At 55.3% G+C, this 23226-nt stretch carries 21 protein-coding genes; 11 read left to right on the top strand and 10 right to left on the bottom strand.

Annotated features, from left to right (window positions below; genetic code table 11):
* Positions 1-24: 24 nt before the first annotated feature.
* Both hisD and OLX08_RS10860 read right to left on the bottom strand, forming a co-directional pair.
* Positions 25-1332: a histidinol dehydrogenase gene (gene hisD / locus OLX08_RS10865; protein ID WP_391481392.1), complete on the bottom strand. Its 1308-nt coding sequence runs from the start codon at positions 1330-1332 to the stop codon at positions 25-27.
* A gap of 147 nt (positions 1333-1479) precedes the next feature.
* A complete protein-coding gene (locus tag OLX08_RS10860) occupies positions 1480-2028 on the bottom strand; it encodes a LuxR C-terminal-related transcriptional regulator (protein ID WP_391481391.1) in 549 nt (182 codons plus the stop codon).
* Positions 2029-2091: 63 nt separating this feature from the next.
* Between OLX08_RS10860 and OLX08_RS10855 the strand changes: the two genes are divergently transcribed.
* The 6 genes from OLX08_RS10855 (at position 2092) to OLX08_RS10830 (ending at position 9353) form a co-directional block, all read left to right on the top strand.
* Complete coding sequence (locus OLX08_RS10855; RefSeq protein ID WP_391481389.1) at positions 2092-3393, top strand: acetylornithine deacetylase/succinyl-diaminopimelate desuccinylase family protein; 1302 nt, start codon at positions 2092-2094, stop codon at positions 3391-3393.
* Positions 3394-3434: 41 nt separating this feature from the next.
* Positions 3435-4913, top strand: a complete 1479-nt coding sequence (locus tag OLX08_RS10850; RefSeq protein ID WP_391481387.1) for an ABC transporter substrate-binding protein — start codon at positions 3435-3437, stop codon at positions 4911-4913.
* 70 nt (positions 4914-4983) lie between these two features.
* Complete coding sequence (locus OLX08_RS10845; protein WP_391481386.1) at positions 4984-5931, top strand: ABC transporter permease; 948 nt, start codon at positions 4984-4986, stop codon at positions 5929-5931.
* The gene (locus tag OLX08_RS10840; RefSeq protein ID WP_391483246.1) at positions 5925-6740 is read left to right on the top strand and encodes an ABC transporter permease; all 816 of its coding nucleotides are present in this window, start codon (positions 5925-5927) and stop codon (positions 6738-6740) included. The genes OLX08_RS10845 and OLX08_RS10840 overlap by 7 nt, the downstream gene beginning before the upstream one ends.
* Positions 6737-8356 (top strand): ABC transporter ATP-binding protein, encoded by a 1620-nt coding sequence (locus tag OLX08_RS10835; protein ID WP_391481384.1) that lies wholly within the window; start codon positions 6737-6739, stop codon positions 8354-8356. The genes OLX08_RS10840 and OLX08_RS10835 overlap by 4 nt, the downstream gene beginning before the upstream one ends.
* Entirely contained in the window at positions 8337-9353 is a 1017-nt protein-coding gene (locus tag OLX08_RS10830; protein WP_391481382.1) for a P1 family peptidase, read from the top strand. Before OLX08_RS10835 ends, OLX08_RS10830 begins: the two co-directional genes overlap by 20 nt.
* On the opposite strand, the gene lepA is transcribed toward OLX08_RS10830, so the two are convergent.
* Positions 9350-11149 (bottom strand): translation elongation factor 4, encoded by a 1800-nt coding sequence (gene lepA / locus OLX08_RS10825; RefSeq protein WP_341246242.1) that lies wholly within the window; start codon positions 11147-11149, stop codon positions 9350-9352. The two genes, OLX08_RS10830 and lepA, sit on opposite strands and share 4 nt — an antisense overlap.
* Before the next feature lie 188 nt (positions 11150-11337).
* On the opposite strand from lepA, the gene OLX08_RS10820 reads away from it, so the two are divergent.
* On the top strand, positions 11338-11649 hold the full coding sequence (locus tag OLX08_RS10820; RefSeq protein WP_391481380.1) for a hypothetical protein: 312 nt from the start codon (positions 11338-11340) through the stop codon (positions 11647-11649).
* 88 nt (positions 11650-11737) lie between these two features.
* Here the strand turns inward: OLX08_RS10820 and OLX08_RS10815 are convergent, their stop codons facing one another.
* The 4 genes from OLX08_RS10815 to meaB form a co-directional block, all read right to left on the bottom strand.
* Positions 11738-12211 (bottom strand): copper chaperone PCu(A)C, encoded by a 474-nt coding sequence (locus tag OLX08_RS10815; RefSeq protein WP_391481378.1) that lies wholly within the window; start codon positions 12209-12211, stop codon positions 11738-11740.
* Between the two features lie 37 nt (positions 12212-12248).
* Positions 12249-12587 (bottom strand): hypothetical protein, encoded by a 339-nt coding sequence (locus tag OLX08_RS10810; protein ID WP_391481376.1) that lies wholly within the window; start codon positions 12585-12587, stop codon positions 12249-12251.
* Between the two features lie 159 nt (positions 12588-12746).
* Positions 12747-13034 carry a 50S ribosomal protein L28 gene (rpmB, locus tag OLX08_RS10805; protein WP_048599477.1) on the bottom strand — a complete coding sequence of 96 codons (288 nt, stop codon included), beginning with the start codon at positions 13032-13034 and terminating at the stop codon, positions 12747-12749.
* Positions 13035-13183: 149 nt separating this feature from the next.
* Complete coding sequence (gene meaB / locus OLX08_RS10800) at positions 13184-14152, bottom strand: methylmalonyl Co-A mutase-associated GTPase MeaB (RefSeq protein WP_391481375.1); 969 nt, start codon at positions 14150-14152, stop codon at positions 13184-13186.
* A gap of 108 nt (positions 14153-14260) precedes the next feature.
* Here meaB and hrpB point away from each other — a divergent pair, with 108 nt between their 5' ends.
* A complete protein-coding gene (gene hrpB, locus OLX08_RS10795; RefSeq protein WP_391481373.1) occupies positions 14261-16702 on the top strand; it encodes an ATP-dependent helicase HrpB in 2442 nt (813 codons plus the stop codon).
* A 10-nt stretch (positions 16703-16712) separates the two neighbouring features.
* On the opposite strand, the gene argF is transcribed toward hrpB, so the two are convergent.
* Both argF and OLX08_RS10785 read right to left on the bottom strand, forming a co-directional pair.
* The gene (gene argF / locus OLX08_RS10790; protein ID WP_391481371.1) at positions 16713-17639 is read right to left on the bottom strand and encodes an ornithine carbamoyltransferase; all 927 of its coding nucleotides are present in this window, start codon (positions 17637-17639) and stop codon (positions 16713-16715) included.
* Between the two features lie 75 nt (positions 17640-17714).
* Entirely contained in the window at positions 17715-18884 is a 1170-nt protein-coding gene (locus OLX08_RS10785) for an aspartate aminotransferase family protein (RefSeq protein WP_391481369.1), read from the bottom strand.
* Between the two features lie 508 nt (positions 18885-19392).
* Here OLX08_RS10785 and OLX08_RS10780 point away from each other — a divergent pair.
* The gene (locus tag OLX08_RS10780) at positions 19393-20232 is read left to right on the top strand and encodes a DMT family transporter (protein WP_391483244.1); all 840 of its coding nucleotides are present in this window, start codon (positions 19393-19395) and stop codon (positions 20230-20232) included.
* Here the strand turns inward: OLX08_RS10780 and OLX08_RS10775 are convergent.
* On the bottom strand, positions 20222-21037 hold the full coding sequence (locus tag OLX08_RS10775) for an ABC transporter permease (RefSeq protein ID WP_391481367.1): 816 nt from the start codon (positions 21035-21037) through the stop codon (positions 20222-20224). The two genes, OLX08_RS10780 and OLX08_RS10775, sit on opposite strands and share 11 nt — an antisense overlap.
* A 111-nt stretch (positions 21038-21148) precedes the next feature.
* Here OLX08_RS10775 and OLX08_RS10770 point away from each other — a divergent pair, with 111 nt between their 5' ends.
* Entirely contained in the window at positions 21149-21715 is a 567-nt protein-coding gene (locus tag OLX08_RS10770; protein ID WP_048599470.1) for a GcrA family cell cycle regulator, read from the top strand.
* 117 nt (positions 21716-21832) lie between these two features.
* Positions 21833-23218 (top strand): 30S ribosomal protein S12 methylthiotransferase RimO, encoded by a 1386-nt coding sequence (rimO, locus tag OLX08_RS10765; RefSeq protein ID WP_391481365.1) that lies wholly within the window; start codon positions 21833-21835, stop codon positions 23216-23218.
* Positions 23219-23226 lie beyond the last annotated feature (8 nt).

Here is a 23226-nt window from a genome sequence, read left to right as displayed (position 1 = left end):
AGCGTTGGTGCTACGCTAGCGCGCTCAATCCTGCGCGGATAGGTCAAAGTTTTGCTCGGGGAAATACTTCTGAAGGCGTACGTCCGCAGACCGCGCGTGCCCTTCCATTCCCTCAAGCCGTGAAATTCGTGCTGTCGCGATCGCAACGTCCTTGGCACCCTCACGGGTTGAACGCTGCCATGTGACGATCTTCATGTACTTATGAACGGACAGCCCACCTGTATATTTCGCGGCTCCAGAAGTGGGCAAAACGTGATTGGTTCCTGATGCTTTATCGCCGAACGAAACAGTCGTCTCCTCTCCCAAAAAGAGCGATCCATAGCACGTTAGCCGATCAAGCCACCAATCAATGTCAGCAGCCTGTACCGTCAGGTGTTCAGGCGCGTAAGCATCGGATGTTGCCGCCATTTCTTCGCGATCATCACACACGATCACTTCGGCATAATCACGCCACGCCGCAAAGGCGTTATCGCGGTTAAGCTCTGGCAAATCCTCAATAAGACCCGGCACCAAATCCATCACTTTATACGCCAGTTCGCGACTGTCTGTGACCAACCAAACCGGCGAGTTATACCCGTGTTCGGCCTGTGACACCAAGTCTGTCGCCACGATAAACGGATCAGCAGTTTCATCGGCCAAGATCAAACTATCTGTCGGGCCTGCAATCATATCGATGCCCACGCGACCAAACAAAATGCGTTTGGCTTCAGCCACGAACTGATTGCCGGGACCAACCAAAATGTCAGCCTTTGGCAAACCAAAAAGGCCAAACGTCATTGCTGCCACACCCTGCACGCCACCCATTGATAGAATGCGCGTCGCACCACACAGTTGGGCCGCGTAAATAATAGCAGGTGCAATGCCTTCATTGGGGCGGGGCGGCGAACAAACAGTAATGTTTTTGCATCCAGCCACGCTTGCGGTTGTCACGGTCATGATCGCACTTGCGATGTGGCTATAACGCCCGCCCGGTACGTAGCAGCCAGCAGTGTTGACCGGAATGGCCTTTTGACCCGCGATCAAGCCAGGGCGCACCTCAAGTTCGACGTCTTTCATTGTGCTTTTTTGTGTTTCAGCGAAACGGCGCACGTTCTCATAAGCAAACGCAATGTCATCTTTCAGCTTTTGAGAAACCTTGGCGCAGGCTGCCGCAATATCTTCTTCGCTAAGCAAAACAGGGCCATCATAATTGTCAAATTTGGCCGCATATTCCAAAGCAGCCGCATCACCACCGGCCTCGATATTTGCCAGAATTTCCTGAACCGTATCGCGTACGTCAGACGCCCCAGTTTCCGCAGTTTTATCGGCTTTTTTCAAATAGTCGCGCGCCATTTTTGTCGGGTCCTTCAGCATTTAGGGAATACGTAATTTGACGCTATAGGGCGTTATGTTTCAGCCCAAGCGCAAGCAAAACCTTCCCTGCAGCGGCTCATTTCACGTTAGCAAAAATGTGTTTTGAGAAGGTCGAAAATTACGGCCCTATTTACCGCGCATCATCATGCGGGCGACCAATTCAGAAGCACGTTTAACCCCGTGACGTTTGATCATTCGGGCACGGATATCCTCGATTGTGCGCGGCGATAGCTCTAGGGTCTTTGCAATTTCCTTGCTGGTCATCCCCTGCCCCATGAAACCCAAAACCTGCCGCTCACGCGGGGTGAGTTGCACCAAATCAGAACGCTCACTTATGGCAGCATAACTCAGCACCAGCCGCGCAAGCGGATCATCTGGCGTCAGGCTGCGAGCACGAAAACGGCTCCAAACCGTGTGACCATCCTTGTGGAGCACGAGACGTTCATCGCTGTACGTACCGCTTGTTTGCAACGCGGCAAGACCAATATCACGGATCGCCTCAAACTCGGCGTCTGAGCCGTAAAACATACGAAAAGACTGGCCCACCAAGCTATTTTTGGAATACCCTACAAGTGTGGCAAAGGCTTCATTGCACGCACGAATGACACGCCCCTCAGACAGCACCAGCCCGATGGGAGCGGCATCAAAAGCAATTTGAATGTCAGCGCTATGCATGTTTTTTAGCTACCCGTATTTATACGGTATTGATACCGTGTTTTTTGCTGTCATACTTAAAGAATGGATCAGCAAAGCAAATCACTATCCCAACTTACCCAAGTTATCGAGGGCAAGCGTGACGATCTGATCCAACTGACAGGCGATCTTATCCGCATCCCCACGCTAAACCCACCCGGTGAAAACTACCGCAATATTTGTGAGTTTTTAGCAACCCGTCTACGCGCCTCGGGGTTTGACGTTGAGCTGATCCGCGCCCACGGCACCCCCGGCGATTGTGAGGCCTATCCGCGCTGGAACATAATTGCCCGACGGGATGGAAAACACACAGGCGACTGCGTTCATTTCAACTCGCACACGGACGTCGTCGAGGTCGGCAAAGGATGGACCCAAGACCCCTTTGGCGGTGCACATATCGACGGCAAAATCTATGGGCGGGGTGCATGCGACATGAAAGGCGGACTAGCCGCTTCAATCATCGCAGCGGAAGCTTTCATCGAAGTGTTTCCGGATTTTCACGGGGCGATTGAAATCTCTGGCACTGCCGATGAGGAATCAGGCGGCTATGGCGGCGTCGCGTATCTGGCCGAAAAAGGGTACTTCACCCCAGAGCGGGTGCAGCACGTCATCATCCCAGAACCGCTGAATAAAGACCGCGTATGCCTAGGGCATCGCGGCGGCTGGTGGGCCGAAATCGAAACATTTGGCGAGATTGCCCATGGCGCTATGCCGTTCTTGGGCGATTGCGCCGTGCGCCACATGGGCGCTGTGCTCGACAAATTTGAAAGCGATCTGTTCCCTGCCATGGCTGCACGCCGCACCGATATGCCCGTGGTGCCCGAAGGTGCCCGGTCATCGACGATGAACATCAACTCCATTCACGGCGGCCAAGCCGAGACACTAAAAGATAGCACCGCTCTGCCCAGCCACTGCGTGCCCGACAGTTGCCGCATCGTCATTGACCGCCGTTTTTTGGTTGAGGAACCGCTGGATCAGGTGCGCGGTGAAGTGAAAGGACTGCTAGAAGGACTGCGCCGCGACCGGCCCGATTTTGACTACGCTATACGCGAGCTGAACCATGTCCTACCCTCGATGACAGACCGTGATGCGCCCGTAGCCGCGACCGTGGCTGCTGAAATTGCGCATGTGATGGGCAAACCCGCCGAGTTTGTCGCCTCGCCCGGCACATACGACCAAAAGCACATCGACCGGATCGGCAAACTGAAAAACTGTGTCGCATACGGCCCCGGGATTCTGGATCTGGCGCACAAGCCGGACGAATACGTAGGCGTTGATGATATGATCGATAGTATTAAGGTGATGGCGCGCAGTTTGGCCGCGCTGTTGTTGCCAAAAGATGACTAAGCCCCGTCAACGGGCAAATTAACCAGCATGGGGAGAGACACATGACCATCTTTAACAAGGGCTTGATTACCGTTAGCGCATTCGCGCTGATGGCGAGTTTGGCAAATGCGCAAGACAACGTGACCATCGCGATTCAGCTTGAGCCACCGAACCTCGACCCCACAGGTGCCGCTGCTCAAGCCATTGACAGCGTCATGTATTCCAACGTTTTTGAAGGGCTGACACGGTTCATGTCGGATGGGGCAGTTGTACCCGGCCTTGCCAAATCATGGGACATTTCAGCAGATGGGCTCAGCTATACGTTCAACCTGCAAACGGGTGTGACATTTCACGACGGCACGACGATGGATGCAGAGGACGTGAAATTCAGCCTCGACCGCGCCCGCGCCGAGGACAGCACTAACGCCCAAAAAGGGCTGTTTGCCAATATCGCTGCGGTTGACGTGATTGATGCCGCTACAGTCAAAGTCACGCTGAGCCAGCCGACAGGCAATTTCCTGTTCAACATGGCGTGGGGTGATGCGGTAATCGTGGCGCCCGAAAGTGCCGAGACAAACGCAACCGCACCCGTAGGCACCGGGGCATACCGCTTTGTGGACTGGGTGCAGGGTGACCGCCTTGAGTTGACCCGTAACGCTGATTATTGGGGCGACGCACCCGCCATTCAGAACGCAACTTTCCGTTTCATTTCTGACCCAACAGCCGCATTCGCCGCCGTAATGGCAGAAGATGTCGATGCTTTTGCAGGTTTCCCTGCGCCCGAAAACATCCCGCAATTTGAAGCAGACCCACGCTTTCAGGTCCTTAAGGGCAACACCGAAGGCGAGACAATTCTGTCGACCAACAACAAAATGCCGCCCTTTGACAATAAGCTGGTCCGCAAGGCAGTTGCGCACGCAATTGACCGCCAAGCCATTATTGATGGGGCGATGTTTGGGCTCGGTACGCCCATCGGCACGCACTTCGCTCCGCACAACCCTAACTACGTCGATCTGACTGGCAACTCGCAATACGATCCAGAGCTGTCCAAAAAACTGCTGGCCGAGGCAGGTTTTGCCGATGGCTTTACCACAACCCTCAAACTGCCCCCCCCCTCATACGCGCGGCGCGGCGGTGAGATCATCGCGGCACAATTGCGCGAGGTGGGTATTGATGCGCAAATCAGCAACCTTGAATGGGCGCAGTGGCTTGAAGAAGTGTTCCGCGGCAAAGACTTTGGCCTATCAATCGTGAGCCATACCGAGCCGATGGACATCGGAATTTACGCCAACCCCGACTATTACTTCCAGTACGACAACCCTGCGTTCCAAGCGCTGATGGATGATCTGAACAAAGCAACAGACCCCGGTGAGCGCGCCGCGTTGATGGCGCAGGCACAGACCATCATCTCGGAGGACTACGTGAACGGCTATCTTTTTGAATTGGCCTATCCCACAATTGCAAAAGCAGGTTTGCAGGGCATGTGGGAAAATCAACCAACCGCTGCGGTTGACCTGACCGGTCTTAGCTGGACCAACTAAACTTCAAACGGGGCCGCGTAGATCTGTGCGGCCCCGCTTTCTATGCCTGAATTGAGGCCCCGCCTACACCATGCTTCGCTATGCCCTCTCCCGTTGCGCCTCTCTCGTGATCAGCTTGATCGTGGCCAGCATAGTTATCTTTTTGATCATCGAGATCGTGCCCGGCGATCCTGCTGCATTCATGCTGGGCCTCAACGCGCAACCCGAGGCTGTGGAGGCACTGCGCGCCCAGTTAGGGCTAAACGCATCTGCGCCAGAACGCTATTTAACGTGGGTTAGCGGGATGTTGCAGGGTGACTTTGGCACCTCTTACACCTACCGCGCGCCGGTATCTGATTTGATCGCTGATCGTATTTGGGTGTCGCTGCCACTCGCTGTTTACGCGCTGGTTCTATCGACACTCATCGCATTCCCCGCAGGCATCTTTGCAGCATCGCGCCGCGGCGGTGCAGGTGACACGGCAATCATGGGCGCAACACAACTTGGCGTCGCCATTCCAAATTTCTGGTTTGCGATGATCCTCGTCTTGATCTTTGCAATCAATTTGCGGTGGTTTTCCGCAGGCGGTTTTGTGGGGTGGGACAAGGGGTTTTGGCTTGGACTGAAATCCTTGACCTTGCCAGCAATTGCACTGGCCCTACCCCAAGCGGCAATCCTTGCGCGCGTGATGCGATCGTCATTACTCGATATGTTAGGCGAAGATTTCATCCGGACGGCCCGCGCCAAGGGCCTCAGCAAACGCCAGGCACTTTGGCGCCACGCAGTTCGAAACGCGCTAATTCCTGTGCTGACAATCTTGGGGCTTCAGTTTTCCTTCTTGCTGGCAGGTGGCATCGTAATCGAACAAGTGTTCTTCTTGCCTGGCTTGGGTCGGCTGATCTTCCAAGCCATATCTGCGCGGGATTTGATCGTTGTCGAAGGTGTTGTGATGCTGCTGGTGTTTTCAGTCATCATCGTGAATTTCTTGGTGGATTTGACCTATGCCGCCGTTGATCCGCGCCTAAGGCAGCGATCATGAGGGGGCTAATCATTGGCGCCGTTCTCAGCGGTATTTTTGTGATTGCGGCAGCACTGTCGTTCCTGTGGACACCCTACGACATTTTGAGCCTCGATGTGGGTAACAAACTCAAAACCCCAAACGCGGCAAACTGGCTCGGCACAGATCACTTCGGGCGCGACATCTTATCGATGATCATGATGGGCGCACGAACATCCATCGCTGTGGCGCTTGTGGCAGTGGGCATCGGCATGGTTTTGGGCGTGCCCCTTGGGTTGTGGGCCGCCGCACGGCGTGGTCATTTCATCGATGAGTTTATCATGCGCGGAAACGACCTGATTTTCGCATTTCCATCCCTTGTCATCGCCATTTTGATCACAGCCGTGTTTGGCGCATCAGCGGTCAACGCAATCATCGCCATCGGCATTTTCAACATCCCTGTTTTTGCCCGCCTCACCCGCGGTGGCGCGCTTAGCCTGTGGGAGCGAGACTTCATTCTGGCCGCCCGCGTCAGTGGTAAATCCGCCGCGCGTATCTCGCTTGAGCATATTTTGCCCAACTTGGCCAACTTGCTGATCGTACAATGCACCATTCAATTCAGCCTCGGAATTCTGGCCGAAGCAGCCCTGTCCTATATCGGTCTGGGCGCACAGCCACCCACCGCTTCTTGGGGGCGAATGTTAGCTGATGCGCAAACCCTCGTCAGCATCGCACCGCACACGGCACTGATACCGGGCGGAGCAATTGTGCTGACTGTTTTGGGGCTAAACCTGATGGGAGACGGCCTGCGCGACCTGCTTGATCCACGTATTCGGGTTGGGCGGTCATGAGCCTGCTTGCAATTGAAAACCTAAACCTATCGATCAACGGCACCCCGATCTTGGACGATGTCGCGTTAAAGATTGAGGCCGGTGAAATTGTGGCCCTTACCGGTGAAAGTGGTTCTGGAAAGTCCCTCACAAGCCTCGCCGTTATGGGGCTGTTGCCGCAGGGCGCTGACACAACTGGTCAGATTAAGTTTGGGGACCGTGACCTTCTGCAAACGCCTGAGGCTGAGCTTTGCACCCTACGTGGCAACGAGATTGGCATGGTTTTTCAAGAGCCGACGACAGCCCTTAATCCGGTTCAAACCATCGGCGCACAAGTCAGCGAGACTATCCGTATTCACGAGAAAACCACGCGCCACGACGCTTACCGACGCGCGGCACAAACCCTTGAACGCGTCGGCCTGCCCAATGACCAATTTCCGCTAACACGCTACCCGCATGAGTTATCCGGCGGGCAGCGCCAGCGTGTTGTCATCGCGATGGCCATCGCTCTGCGGCCTAAACTCCTGATCGCGGACGAGCCTACCACCGCGCTTGATGTAACCACTCAGGCGACCATTCTAGAGCTGCTCAAAGGCTTGGTGGATGAGTTTGGCATGGGGCTGATGATGATCACCCATGATCTGGCCGTGGTCGCGAATATGGCTGACCAGATTATTGTCACGCAAAACGGGCGAGTTGTTGAGGCGGGTGAAACGCAAAGCATTTTCCAACACATGCAGCACCCCTACACCAAAGCGCTTTTTGCCGCCTCTACCCATCAGGTTAACCTGCCTGCTTTGCAGAAAACACAACCACTTTTGTCAGTCGAAGGCGTTGTCCGCGACTATCCTATCGCCCGCACAGGACTGTTCGGAAAGCGCGGCCAGCACCGCGCTGTAAGCGATGTAAGTTTTCAATTGAACCGCGGCGAAAGAGTTGGGCTCGTTGGTGAAAGCGGGTGCGGCAAGTCCACCCTGACCCGCGCCATATTGGGCTTGGAGGATGTGCAGTCAGGACGGATCACCCTCGACGGGGAGCCTGTTTTTGCGGGCAAGTCTCCTCACCATAAGGTCCGGCGCAAAATGCAGGTGGTCTTTCAAGATCCCTACGGCAGCTTTAATCCCCGCCACAAAGTAGAGCGTCTGATCACCGAGCCATTTCACCTGCTGGACCACCCTCCGGTCGGAAAAGCCCGCGAGACGGCAGTTACCAAAGCCCTCACCGATGTGGGTCTGGCCCCCGACGATGCGCAGAAATACATTCACGAATTTTCAGGCGGGCAGCGTCAGCGTTTGGCAATCGCTCGCGCGCTAATTATTGAGCCCGAATTGATCATTTTCGATGAGGCCGTCTCGGCGCTGGATGTGTCCGTCCGCGCGCAGGTGCTTGATCTATTGGCCGATCTATGCCGCACGCGCGATTTGGCCTATCTTTTCATCAGCCACGATCTATCGGTTGTTCGGACAATTACGGACCGCGTGATGGTGATGAAAAACGGTAAAATTGTAGAACAAGGCATGACAGAAAACGTCTATACGTCCCCCAAACACCCCTACACCCGGGCGTTACTGGCCGCTGCGCCCACCCTTCCTTCCCGCACATCAAATGAGGCGAAACATGCAGACCGGTCCCCTTAATCTGATCACCGATGTGGCTGGCCTAAAAGTCGGCAACGCCCAAGATCACACCCTTAAATCAGGAAGCACAGTGCTTTGCGCGGATGCACCGTTCACTGCGTCTGTGCATGTGATGGGCGGTGCACCTGGCACGCGTGAAACGGACCTTCTTGCACCTGATAAAACTGTGGTTGCGGTGGATGCGTTGGTTTTGTCGGGCGGGTCTGCTTTTGGTTTGGATGCGTGTTCGGGGGTGATGGACGCACTTTATGCGGACGGTCGCGGATACGCAGTCGGGGATGCGCGCGTCCCTCTTGTGCCTGGGGCGATCCTATTTGATTTACTTAACGGCGGCGACAAAAACTGGGCCGGCAACCCCTACCGGTCATTGGGCCAAGAAGCCTATGCAAATGCATCAACGTCTTTCGCATTAGGCAGCGTTGGTGCCGGCACGGGTGCCCTGACGGGACGCGAAAAAGGCGGGCTTGGCTCAGCCAGTATGATTATCGAAGGGGCAAGTGGCCCCTTCACCGTGGGCGCGTTGGTCGCAGCAAATCCTGTTGGCTCCGTTACCGTCCCAGAGGGGCCACATTTCTGGGCCGCACCTTTCGAGATCGGCGGCGAGTTTGGCGGCTTGGGTATGGGACCCGATGCGCAAGGCCATGAGCTTTTCCAAAGTCACAAGCTCACCCCGCCCGACGCGCGCGGCAATACAACGATCGCCATCGTTGCAACGGATGCACCGCTCAGCAAAGCGCAATGTCACCGCATGGCTGTCGCGGCCCACGATGGGATCGCGCGCGCGATTGTGCCCGCGCATAGCACCTTTGATGGGGACTTGGTGTTTGGTGTATCAACCGGACATGAAAAAAGCGCCAGTCTTGATGACATGGCGCTTTTTGAAATCGGACAAGCCGCGGCGCTGTGTTTGAGCCGCGCAATCGCACGAGCCGTTTATGAAGCAAAACCTGCTGCGGGCGACGTGCTACCCGCATGGCAAAACCGCACTGGCGTCTAGTTGTCCATTTTAAGGGCGGAAATAAACGCCTCTTGCGGGATATCGACTTTGCCGAACTGACGCATCTTTTTCTTACCCGCTTTCTGCTTTTCAAGCAGCTTTTTCTTACGCGTCGCATCGCCGCCGTAACATTTAGCAGTGACGTCTTTGCGCATCGCAGACAGGGTTTCGCGCGCAATCACACGGCCACCAATTGCTGCTTGAATCGGGATTTTGAACATATGGCGCGGAATCAAATCCTTGAGTTTTTCGCACATAGCGCGCCCACGCTGTTCTGCGCGGTCCGTGTGCACCATGGTTGAAAGCGCATCTACAGGTTCGTCGTTTACCAACACCGACATTTTCACCAGACGGTCCGTCTGGTACCCGATCATCTGATAGTCGAACGAGGCATAGCCCTTAGTCACTGACTTAAGGCGATCATAGAAATCAAACACCACTTCGTTGAGCGGCAGATCATACACAACCATTGCGCGCGAGCCCGCATAGGTCAGGTCTTGCTGAACACCGCGGCGATCTTGGCACAGCTTTAGCACATCGCCCAGATACTCGTCTGGCACCAAAATGGTCGCCTTGATGCGCGGCTCTTCGATGTGATCGATTGTGGCGGGATCGGGCATGTCAGCGGGGTTATGCAGCTCAATCATAGAGCCATCACGCCCGTACACATGATAAATAACCGACGGCGCGGTGGTGATCAGCTCAATGTCATACTCGCGCTCAATGCGGTCACGGATGACCTCAAGGTGCAGCAATCCAAGGAACCCACATCGGAAACCAAAGCCCAATGCGGCAGATGTTTCCATCTCAAACGAGAAAGACGCGTCATTCAGCGCAAGCTTTTCAATCGCATCGCGCAGGTCTTCAAACTCAGCATTATCAACAGGGAAAAGCCCACAGAAAACCACGGGCTGCGCAGGTTTGAAGCCCGGCAACGCCTCAACTTCTTTCTTATCATGGGTGATCGTATCACCCACGCGCGTGTCGCGGACCTGCTTAATCGAAGCTGTCAAAAAGCCAATCTCGCCCGGACCGAGGCTGTCAAAAGGCTCCATTTCAGGGCGGAACACGCCAACACGGTCAACGTGGTGGGTGGTGCCGTTTGAAAGGAACTTAATACGGTCGCCCTTTTTCAGGCGGCCATCGATAACGCGAACCAACACGATCACGCCCAGATACGCATCATACCACGAATCCACCAGCATCGCCTTCAGCGTGCCATCAGGATTACCCTTCGGCGACGGCAGGCGGGTCACAATGGCCTCAAGCGTCTCACGGATGCCTTGTCCGGTCTTGGCAGACACAGCGATGGCGCCAGAGGCATCAATGCCAATCACGTCTTCAATTTGCTCTGCAACGCGGTCCAGGTCAGACGCGGGCAGGTCAATCTTGTTCAGCACAGGCACCAACTCGTGATCCGCTTCAATCGCGTGATACACGTTGGCCAAGGTTTGCGCTTCCACACCTTGGGTGCTGTCCACAACAAGAAGCGAGCCTTCAACAGCGCGCATGGAACGGGAAACCTCATAGGCGAAATCAACGTGACCGGGGGTGTCGATCAAGTTGAGCACGTAGTTTTCACCATCGTTCGCTTTGTACTCGATCCGTACTGTGTTGGCCTTGATCGTGATGCCGCGCTCGCGCTCAATATCCATTGAGTCGAGTAGCTGCGCTTTCATATCGCGATCTTGCACCGTGCCCGTCTCTTGGATCAAACGGTCGGCCAAAGTTGATTTACCGTGGTCGATGTGGGCCACGATCGAAAAGTTGCGGATGTGTGACAAATCTGTGCTCATGGCAAAAGGATATGTGCCGGAATGACAGGTGGGTCAATGGCAATTGATGCGCCTTGACCACGTGCCGCAGGGGCGGGTGCAATCGTGATTTGAAAATTAGCGAAAAACGTGGCAATTGGACTTCACGAATTAACCTTTCGGGCGGATAGTGAAACATCACGGCGCTCGGTTTGGATCGAGGCAGACAGATGAAACACCTATTGCTGATCATAGCTCTGACGGCGACGTTGCCTGTTGGTATGGCCGCACCAGTTTTAGCGAAACCCATCCAGAACGCGTGCCTTCAATCAGCCCGTGAGGCGGTGTCCTATAAATTGTGTGGCTGCATCCAAAGTGCGGCGGACATCACACTGACACGGCGCGACCAACGGCAGGCGGCCAAATTCTTTGATGATCCACAGCGCGCTCAAGACGTGCGCCAATCAGACCGCAGCACACACGAAAGTTTTTGGCAAAAATACAAACGCTTTGGCGAAACGGCTGAGGCGTACTGCTCATAAAGCACCAGCACCCCTCTTACGTAATGGCAAAAGGCGGACCGCACAGGCCCGCCTTTTTTATTTAGTCAGTAACCGTACCGCGATGGGCTTAATGGTTGTGACCCGAATGACCCGCACCATGGGCATCTGGATCCGGTTTGCGGTTCAAATCTACCGGCACTTCGATTATCACATCACCCGCATTTTCAAACGATAGCGTGACCTCAATCAAGTCCCCATCGTTCAACGAGCGGTTCAGCCCCATGAACATCACGTGCATTCCGCCGCGTTTTAGCAAGACCGTTTCATCCGCTTCCAACGGGATGCCATCTTCCAATTCGGTCATACGCATCACCCCGTCTTTTTCGATGTGAGTGTGCAATTCCACGCGGGCTGCCACGTCGCTGCTGGCTGCCACCAACCGGTCAGCTGTTTCGCTGTGGTTTGTGATTTCCATGAACGCAGCGCCCGCCTTGGCATTTGGTGAAGCCGCAAGAGCATAGGCATCCTCAATCATCATATGCGCGTGCGAGGCGGTCGCCATCAAAGACAGCAGAGCTGTGGTCAAAAGTGTCTTTTTCATTTCAGTCGTCCTTATAGATGTAAATTTGCTGGAAAATTCACACCACAAAAGGCGGGCCGCGGGTCCTGTTCCGTTTAGGGGCCACTTTTGAAACCGCTAGTGGCCGCACGGCGACTACTTTGACGGGCCAAACGTCAGCGTTAAAACCTACCTCAGGCGCAACCGGTATGCTGGCCGCACTTAGCTGGACGCAATCAGGGCATACATCACGAACGCTTACTTCGTTGCCGTGCGCATCCACATTCACAACGCGAAGTGTCTGACCCGAGCAAATGACGAATTGATCCGCGACAATCATACGACCATGCGCAAAGGCACTGCTTTGGGCAGCGACCAGCAGCAGCAGGCTCAACAAAAGGGCGGAAATAGGTCTCATAAGGTGGTGAATAGCAATGTTGGACTGCCCTCAAAAGGGGCAAAAGCGCACATCGCAGGCAGTAACAGTACAATCGAGATCTTGCATGTTCAGGCAATGGCGCAAAGAAAAAGCCCCGCATGGAACCCATGCGAGGCTAAATTCATCAAAATAAATAGCTTAGGCTGCTGCCGTGGCTTTCATGATTTCTTTTTTGAGCTTCAACGCGCTTGCAGAAAGCTCAGCGTCTTTTGCTTTTGCCATGAACGCATCCAGACCACCGCGGTGATCAACGGTGCGCAGAGCAGCAGCGCTGACGCGGAATTTGAAGTCGCGACCAAGTGTTTCAGAGCGCAGTGTCACGTCCTGAAGGTTTGGAAGGAACCGACGACGCGTACGGTTTTTGGCGTGGCTGACGTTGTTGCCAGTCATCGGGCCTTTAGCTGTGAATTCGCAAACGCGAGACATGGGATATCCCCTTCTTAAACGGATAAGACCCGCGCATGGCAGCGGGCCGTCAAATTCGATTGGCTTGCAATAAAAGCCTGCGACCCAAGCGTCAAGACTTGAATCCACCCTTTACCCCGAATGTGGTGGCTTATTTCGCCCAAGCTACGCTAGGTTTTGCGAAAGCTGGCCAGAATCTGTGCAGCGGCGCGCACCGGTGTGCGGGTTCCTTGGTGAATCGCTTCACGCGCCTCTTCAACAATTTGGGCTGATTTTGGGTCAGAGTGTAAAAGTTCAAGCAAGCCAAAATGCAACTCTTGGTCGAACCACCGCTGATCTTGGTCCTGACGCCGCGTTTGCCAAAATCCAGACTGCTGCCTGAAATCGCTCAGGGCTTTGATATCGGCCCAGACCTCATCTAATCCATGGGCGGTAAGTGCTGACACCATCGAAGCTTTAGGAAATCCAACTGGGTCCCCACTTCGCTTGCGCAAAAGCCGAAGCGCGCCCGCATAATCTGCGCAGGTGCGGGTCGCTGCCGCCTTCAAATCACCGTCGGCTTTATTCACAATCACCAGATCAGCAATTTCCATGATGCCGCGCTTTACGCCCTGCAATTCATCGCCCCCCGCTGGTGCCATCAAAAGCGCAAACACATCCGATATATCCGCGACCATCGTCTCGGATTGCCCGACGCCTACTGTCTCGATCAACACCACATCAAAGCCCGCAGCCTCGCATAATCGCACAACCTCGCGGGTGCGGCGCGCAACACCACCCAATTGGGTTTGGCTCGGCGAAGGGCGGATAAAGGCGTTCGGATCACGGGACAATTGCTCCATGCGGGTCTTGTCGCCAAGAATCGAACCGCCTGACCGCGCCGAGCTGGGATCAACCGCAAGCACAGCCACACGCAAACCCTGCGCCGTTAAATGCAAGCCGAAGCTTTCGATGAAGGTCGACTTGCCGACACCAGGCGTGCCCGACAAACCAATGCGCAGCGCTTGGCGGTCACGAGGCAGTTGCGCCATCAACTCCGAAGCCGCATCGCGGTCCTGCACCCGTGTGCTTTCAACCAGCGTAATCGCCCGCGCCAACGCGCGCCGATTGCCTTTGGGAAGTTCAGCTATCAAATCCATACGCCGTTCATGGCCCGACGCGCCGCCTATGTCTAGCGCCTGCCAACACTGCGGCCCACGCGAGTTTGAGGTTGTGGCCCCACCGCCCTGCCCCGTAAACCAGTCTGCATGAGACTACCCATCGAAGACGTTATCAGCGATGTGATCGCCGCCATCGCACAGCACGGCCAGCTTGTTTTGCAGGCGCCCCCCGGGGCGGGCAAGACCACGCGGGTTCCCTTGGCCCTGTTGCAACGCGGTGCGTTTGAGGGAAAGCTCATCATGCTTGAACCCCGCCGCCTTGCCGCCCGCGCCGCCGCAGAGCGTATGGCAGACACCCTTGGCGAACCCGTGGGCGAGCAGGTCGGCTACAGGATGCGCGGCGAGGCAAAAGCAGGCCCGAACACCCGTATCGAAGTGGTGACAGAGGGTATTCTAACCCGCATGATCCAATCAGACCCCAGCCTTGAGGGCGTTGGCGCGCTGATCTTCGATGAATTCCACGAGCGGTCTCTCAACGCGGACCTTGGCTTGGCCCTTGCGCACGAAAGCCGCACGGCACTACGGCCAGACCTCAAACTGGTCGTGATGTCTGCCACGCTTGATGCAGAGCCCGTGGCAAAAATGCTGGGCGCACCGATCATTACCTCGCAAGGGCGCGCCTTTGACGTGGAAAATCGTTGGCTGGGTGCCCCGCTGAAGAAAGACAAAAAGCTTGAGCTGGCCTGTGCTGATCTAATCGTGCAGGCGGTGACCGAGCAACCTGAGGGCGGTGTGCTAGTGTTTTTGCCCGGTCAGGGCGAGATCACACGCGTCGCCCGCGCCCTTGAAGGCCGGTTGGACAAAAGCTGTGCGGTGCACAAACTTTACGGGGCAATGGATTTCAAAGCGCAGCGCGCCGCAATCATGCCCGCCGAAACAGGGCGCAAGATTGTGCTGGCAACGTCCATTGCAGAAACGTCGCTGACCATCGAAGACGTGCGCACGGTTGTTGATGCAGGCCGCTCAAGGCGCGCACGTTTTGACCCCGCGTCTGGCATGTCGCGATTGGTGACCGAGCGCGTCACACGGGCCGAAGCCACACAACGGGCCGGCCGTGCGGGACGCGTCGCCGAAGGGGTGGCCTACAAACTTTGGACCAAAGGGGAGCACGGCGCGCTTGCTGGGTTTCCGCCTGCTGAAATTGAAGCCGCCGATCTTGCTGGCCTCGCTCTTGAGTTGGCCGCGTGGGGGTCATCCCCCGAAGATATGGCTTTTCTCACGCCGCCCCCTCAGGGTGCGCTTGCCGAAGCACAGGCTCTTTTGACATCGCTTGGCGCCCTAAAAAGCGGACGGATTACAGATCATGGCCGCGCGCTGTTGCGTCTACCAGTGCACCCGCGGCTGGCCCATATGGTGGCGCGCGCGGGCAAAGGTGCAGCGCCCATTGCTGCACTACTATCAGGGCGCGATATACTGATGAACGGTTTTAATGGTGCGGGCGCTGACCTTACTCTACGCATTCGCGCACTAAGCGACCCCAAAGGATCAGACGCCCGAACTGTTAACCAAAGCGCGCTGGCCACCGCACGGCTTGAGGCCAAACGCCTTGCGCGGCTTGCGGGTCCGGATCAAGGGCTGTCGGCTGCGCAAATGGCCGCACTCGCCTATCCCGATCGCATCGGCCTGCGGCGTGCGGGGCAAGCCCACAGGTTTGTCTTGTCTGGTGGCAAGGGCGCTGTTGTTTCTGACAGTGACCCCATCGGCACACAGAGGCTGATCGTGGTGACAGATACCGATGGTAACCCGCGCGATGCAAAGACACGCCAAGCCATTGCGATCAGCGAAAGCGAACTGCGCGCAATCATGCCCGAGCAATTCGTGTGGCATACAGTGTGTGAGTGGTCCCGCAGAGAAAGCCGCGTGATGGCGCGCGAACAACTGAGACTTGGGGCCTGTATCCTTGAGGATCGCGCTTGGAAAAACGCAGACGTGGCACAGATGAACCGCGCGATGTGCGACGGTATTCGAATGATCGGTCTGAACCTGCCCGCAGCTGCGAAGCGGTTTCAAGCCCGCGTGATTTTGGCCCGCGAAAATAGCGAGAGCGCATTTCCAGACCTGAGTGACAGCGCCTTGCTCGGCACCCTTGAGGACTGGCTTGCTCCTTACCTTGGCAGCGTGCGCACAAGTGCGGATTGGAAGGGGTTTGACCCGCTTGAAGCATTGCGGAATTGTTTGAATTGGGAGCAAACCCAAGCGCTTGACCAGCTTGTACCGTCGCATTTCACAACGCCGCTTGGTGACCGCCGGCCCATCGATTATTCGCAGGCTGATCCGGAAATTGAAGTCAGGCTGCAAGAGTTGTTCGGTGTTACTAAACATCCAACTGTCGGCGGCAAGCCTCTAAAGGTGACTGTCTTGTCACCTGCGCGAAAACCTTTGCAAACCACAATGGATATTCCGGGGTTTTGGGCAGGCTCCTACGCGGATGTCCGTAAAGACATGCGCGCAAGATATCCCAAACATCCGTGGCCCGAAGACCCGACCCAAGCAGAGCCAACCCTGCGCGCAAAGCCTCGCAAAAGGTAAGCGACGCCGCTTACCCTTGCATGCACCAGCGCATGACCGCTTTTTGCGCATGTAGCCGGTTTTCAGCCTCGTCAAAAATGACCGAATGCTTTCCGTCCATCACCGAAGATGTTGCTTCTTCCTCGCGGTGGGCAGGCAAGCAGTGCATGAACAATGCATCGTCTTTAGCATGTGACATCAACGCATCGTTAACCTGATACCCGCGCAACTGATTGTGGCGGCGTTCTTTTGTGGTTTGGCTGTCATGCATCGAAACCCATGTGTCAGCCACCACCAAATCGGCGCCTTGAACCGCTTCAATCGGGTCGCGAATGATCTCAACCGTGCTGCCATTGGCGCGCGCAAGATCAACAAACTCAGCCTCAGGATCAAGCGGCTCAGGGCCCGTGAAAGTAAGGTCAAATCCGAATTGACCTGCCGCGTGCAAGAACGATGCGCAAACGTTATTTCCGTCACCACACCAGACGACTTTCTTACCTTTGATGGAGCCGCGATGCTCTTCAAATGTTTGGATATCTGCCATGATCTGGCAGGGGTGTGTCCGGTTTGTAAGCCCGTTTATCACGGGAACACTGGCGTGCTCGGCCAACTCCAAAAGGGTTGTTTCCTCAAACGTGCGGATCATAATCATGTCGACGTAACGGGACAAAACACGCGCGGTATCCGCGATGCTTTCACCATGACCAAGCTGCATATCCGTCCCTGACAGCACCATTGTTTGGCCGCCCATTTGGCGCACGCCTACGTCAAAGCTGACACGGGTCCGTGTTGATGGCTTTTCAAAAATCAACGCCACCATCCGGTCTTTGAGGGGCAAATCCTGATCAGGTGCGGCTTTGGGCAGCCCAGCGCGCGCCGATTTCACCGATTTTGCGCCGTCGATCATCACGCGCAAATCTTCAACGGATGTTTTGTGGATATCAAGAAAGTGGTTCATGGGTTTTCCCCTTGTAAGTGGCGAAACGGGGGCGCTGCCCCCGGTCCCCCGGGATATATTTGAAAACAAAAGAAGCTAGGCCGACAGACTGGCCGCTACGCGATCAAGGCGTGCGACGGCATCCTTAAGCTCTGTGTCAGTTACGGTTAACGCCGGAAGAAGTCGCAATGTGTTGTCGCCTGCTGGCACCACCAAAAGCTCTTGGGCGTAGCTGGCGCTAAGCACATCACCAACAGGCAATCGACATTTAAGACCCGCCATGAGGCCTGCCCCACGCGCCAGTTCAAAAACAGCGCTATGTTTCGCCACAAGATCATCAAGCAAGCTCTTCAGAAGGGTACCTTTGCGCTCTACGTCATCAAGAAAGTCGCTTTGCGCGATAATATCCATCACAGCATTGCCGACCGCACACCCAAGCGGGTTGCCACCGTACGTGCTGCCGTGGGTTCCCGCACTCATGCCGCTTGCTGCATTTTCCGTCGCCAGCACACAGCCCAGCGGAAATCCGGAACCGATACCTTTTGCGACCATCATGATATCAGGTGAAATACCGGACCATTCATGCGCAAAAAGCTTACCAGTACGACCGACACCGCATTGGACTTCGTCCAAAATAAGCAACGTACCAGTGGCATCGCACAGGTCACGCAGGCCCTTTAGGCATTGTTCAGGGACCGGAATGATCCCGCCCTCACCCAAAACAGGCTCAACGATTACGGCACATGTCTTGTCTGTAATTGCCGCGCGTAAGCCGTCATGATCGCCAATGTCCAAGTGGGTAAATCCTGGCAAAAGAGGACCGAAGCCTTCGGTCATTTTTGCAGAACCTGCTGCCGCGATGCCAGCGCTTGAGCGGCCATGAAAAGAGCCGTTGAACGCAATGATTTCTGTCCGATCCTCACCACGGGCGTGAAAATACTTACGGGCCATTTTGACAGCCAGCTCACAGCTTTCGGTTCCTGAGTTCGTGAAGAAAACAGTGTCCGCGAATGTATGCGCAACAAGCTTATCGGCGAGGGTCTGCTGCCCCTCGATCTGATACAGGTTTGATGTGTGCCACAGGTTTTCAGCCTGATTACAAAGCGCTGAAACAACCGCTGGATGGCCGTGTCCCAAAGACATCACCGCAATACCCGCCGCCATATCCAAAAAGCGTCGGCCGTCAGCTTCCACTAACCAAGAGCCTTCACCTTTGACAAACGTCAAAGGGGCACGATTATAGGTGGGAAGAATAGACGGGATCATAGCATAGCGTCCTTTTGAATTATGCGAGTGCCAAGGGATGGGCTAAGCCCGCGAACCTGTCAAGTTAGACATGATTAATGCAGGCTATCCTACGCAGATCTGAGTAAAACTTAGGCAAACGATTTCTTAATCAATGGCATGCTATCGAGGCGCATGACGTATTTCATCGCGACCTTTGTTGGAATTTGTTTCGCCTTGTGGGTGCGCCGCCGCGGCATGATGCGCGCGGCCCTGCATCAAAGTGCCCCTTATGATCCGGACCCCCGTGAACTGCCTCGCTCTGCAGACCGGCCTGTAGCCACCGTGCGCGTGGGAAAAGGCACGGTTGGTCCCTCCGTTGCGACACCTCGTGCAAACAATCCGAGACAGCCAAACAAAAATGTGGACAGGTCTGGCAAAAAGCGACAAGCCCCATGGCATGACATCAAACACATCCCCAAGCGCAAATCAGGTCATCCCTCCCCCCCTTCCTGAGGTGAATGGCTCAAACTTGGTGGCTGTTGTTTTGATGATAACGGCCACGATGTTTATAGCGGCAACCACCGTGCTGGCCAAAGCGCTTGGAACAACTTCTCTTGGGGCACCACTGCACCCGGTACAAATTACCCATGGTCGTTTTGTGTTTGCATTCTTGGCACTTTGCATGACGTTGCCGGCATTTTGGCAGCACCTAAACACAAAGCCAAACATTGGACTTCACATTGGCCGGACCAGCCTTGGTGGCAGTGGGGTGTGCCTGATGTTTGCTGCTGTTGCCTATATCCCACTCTCGGACGCGACGGCCATTAGCTTCCTCAACCCAGTGTTTGGTATGGCTTTGGCCGCGTTACTACTGGGTGAAAAAGTTGGGCCATGGCGTTGGAGTGCGGCAGCAATCGCCCTTACCGGCGCGTTCATATTGTTACGCCCGGGACCGGATAGTTTTCAGCCAGCTGCACTTTTGGCGCTTGGGGCCGCGTTTTTTCTGGGTGTTGAATTGATTTTCATCAAACGGCTGTCGGGACGCGAGCCGATGTTTCAAATTCTGCTGACCAATAATTTTATCGGATGCATCGTAGCATCAGTTGCAGTCATCGCGTTTTGGCAGCCGCCAACAGTCCAGCAATGGATTGCGCTTGCAGCGCTTGGCGCACTTATGGCCTGCGCCCAGACATGTTTTGTGAACGCTATGAAGCGCGCAGAGGCCAGCTTCATTGTTGTGTTCAGCTACAGCACACTGGTTTTTGCAACCATTTACGACTTGGTAATTTTCGACGTCATGCCGGACGCAATCTCAATCCTAGGTGCCATCACAATTCTTACGGGCGCGCTTCTTTTGGCATGGCGCGAAGGCCGGGCTAAGCTTTGATCCGGTAGCCCGTACGAAACCACCACCAACAGACACCTAAAATAAGGGCAGTCGTTGCCAAACATACGCCAAGACCAAGCCAAGGGGAGCTGTCAGAAATACCCAACACACCGTATCTGACACCATCGATTAGGTAGAAAAACGGATTTGCGTGGCTTAACACATACATCACCCGTGGCAGGTCACTGACCGAATAGAAAGTACCGGACAAGAACGCCAACGGCGTCACAATGAAATTGGTGATCGCTGCCATTTGATCAAATTTGTTGGCGAAAGTACCGGCGATAATGCCAAGACCGCCCATCAAAGCACCGCCCAGCACAACGAACATCAAAGCCCAAAGCGGGTGCGCAGGCCACACGCCAAAATACCCAAGACCCACAATAGCAATGCAAACCGCTACGATCAGCCCGCGCACGACCGCACCAGCCACATACCCCAACACCATCTCTGCCGCAGACAGTGGCGGCATCAAGGTATCAACAATATTTCCCTGAACTTTCGCCACCAAGATTGAACTTGATGTATTTGCAAATGCATTTTGGATCACGGTCATCATCAAAACACCCGGCGTGATAAACACCATGAAGGGCATTCCCATCACGTCCCCGCGCCGTGGCCCCACCGCCAAGTTGAACACCAATAAAAACAGGCCTGCCGTGATCATTGGGGCCATCAAAGTCTGGGTCCAAACGTTCAAAAAGCGCCGAATTTCGCGTTCAGCCAACGTGCGCGTACCGAGCCAATTGACCCGTCCAAAACGGCGTGCGCCCATCTGCCCTAAACTCAGGTTGCGATCAGTCATTGAAAAGGCACCTTGGTTGGTTGTATCTGCTGGTCTGCCTGACTAGAATAGTGCTGTGGCAGAGAACTCAAGCCCCTCCCTAACGGGCTCTAACATAAAGTGGAACATTGAATGTCCTGGACCGATGAACGCGTCGAAATCCTGAAGAAAATGTGGGGCGAGGGACAATCGGCCAGCCAAATCGCAAAAGAGCTTGGCGGCGTGACCCGTAACGCTGTTATTGGCAAGGTGCACCGCCTTGGCCTGTCAAATCGTGCAGGGAGTGCAGGTGCGAAAGCCGCCGCAAAAGAAAAAGCGCCCAAAGCGGAGGCCAAGAAACCCGCGCCGGCGCCCGCAGCGAAACCACAACCAAAGACCGAGAGTGCTGCACCGCCCCCGCAGCCCAAAGTTGCTGGTCGCCGTGCAATTATTCCCGCAGGTCAGCCCTTACCACCTCAGCCGTCCGCGAATGAGATTAGCCCAGAGGCTCTCGCCAAGGTCAACGAAATCGAGAAAAAATCCAAGAAGATTGGCTTGATGGAATTGACCGAACGCACGTGCAAGTGGCCGGTTGGTGACCCTGCGACCGAAGATTTCTGGTTCTGCGGACTTCCCGTGAAAGCCGGCAAGCCCTACTGCGAGGCGCACGTCGGCGTAGCATTTCAACCCATGTCATCGCGCCGCGATCGCCGTCGGTAATATAATGTGCCCCGTGGCACATGCCTCCGGCGGGGATATTTTTGAACAAAAGAACACGAAAGACCAAAGGGCGGCGCGTTTCACAAGGACGCGCCTCTTTTTATGAAAGAGCGTCAAATGGCTGAGAACCCTCCAAACATTCGTCCCGATCTGGCGCCACAAGCGCGCTTTGGTGAGCAACCACGCAGTGGCCAGCCTACCCTTGGAATGGTGTCTCTTGGCTGTCCGAAAGCGCTGGTTGATAGTGAACGGATCCTTACTCGCCTGCGTGCAGAAGGTTATGCCATCAGTCCTGATTATACCGGTGCGGATGCTGTCATTGTGAACACCTGTGGTTTTCTAGACAGCGCCAAGGCCGAAAGCCTTGATGCCATCGGCGAGGCATTGGTTGAAAACGGTAAGGTGATTGTCACCGGCTGTTTGGGCGCGGAGCCCGATTATATCCGCGAACATCACCCCAATATTTTAGCCGTCACTGGCCCCCATCAGTATGAACAGGTTCTGGACGCAGTTCATGCGGCTGTGCCACCCGCGCCTGATCCCTTCATTGATCTGCTGCCCGCGACCGGCGTCAGCCTGACACCGCGCCACTACAGCTACCTGAAAATTTCCGAAGGCTGTAACCACAAGTGTAAGTTCTGCATCATCCCTGACATGCGCGGTCGCCTTGTAAGCCGCCCTGCCCATGCGGTGATCCGTGAGGCCGAAAAGCTGGTCGATGCAGGAGTACGTGAACTACTGGTCATTAGTCAGGACACATCGGCCTACGGCGTTGACATAAAACATTCCGAAGATCGCGGTCACCGCGCGCATATCACTGATTTAGCCCGTGATTTGGGAACACTTGGCGCGTGGATCCGTCTGCATTATGTCTATCCGTACCCACACGTGCGCGACATGATCCCCTTGATGGCGGACCCTACAAGTGGTGTTCTGCCCTATCTTGATATTCCGTTTCAGCATGCGCACCCTGATGTTCTAAAACGCATGGCGCGTCCCGCTGCGGCCTCAAAAACCTTAGACGAAATCGCAGCTTGGCGGGCGACCTGCCCCGACATCACGCTGCGCTCTACGTTTATTGTGGGCTATCCGGGCGAGACCGAGGCCGAGTTCCAGACGTTGCTCGATTGGCTTGATGAAGCACAGCTCGATCGTGTCGGATGTTTTCAATATGAAAACGTGGACGGTGCGCGATCAAACGCGTTGCCAGACCATGTGCCGGCAGAAGTTAAACAAGACCGCTGGAACCGTTTCATGGAAAAAGCCCAAGCCATTTCCGCCCAAAAGCTTGCCGCAAAAGTGGGGCACACAATGGATGTGATCATTGATGACATCGATGAGGACGGCGTGGCCACATGCCGGACCAAAGCCGATGCCCCCGAGATTGATGGCAACCTTTTCATCGACGAAAACACCAGCGACCTACAAGTTGGCGAAATCGTATCCGTGACCGTGGATGAGGCGTCTGAGTACGACCTTTGGGGTGCTGTGAACACACGCTAAGTCAGCCA

Source organism: Nereida ignava (genome assembly GCF_047114695.1).
Lineage (GTDB): Bacteria > Pseudomonadota > Alphaproteobacteria > Rhodobacterales > Rhodobacteraceae > Nereida > Nereida ignava.
This window is presented reverse-complemented; position numbering and strand designations above follow the sequence as displayed.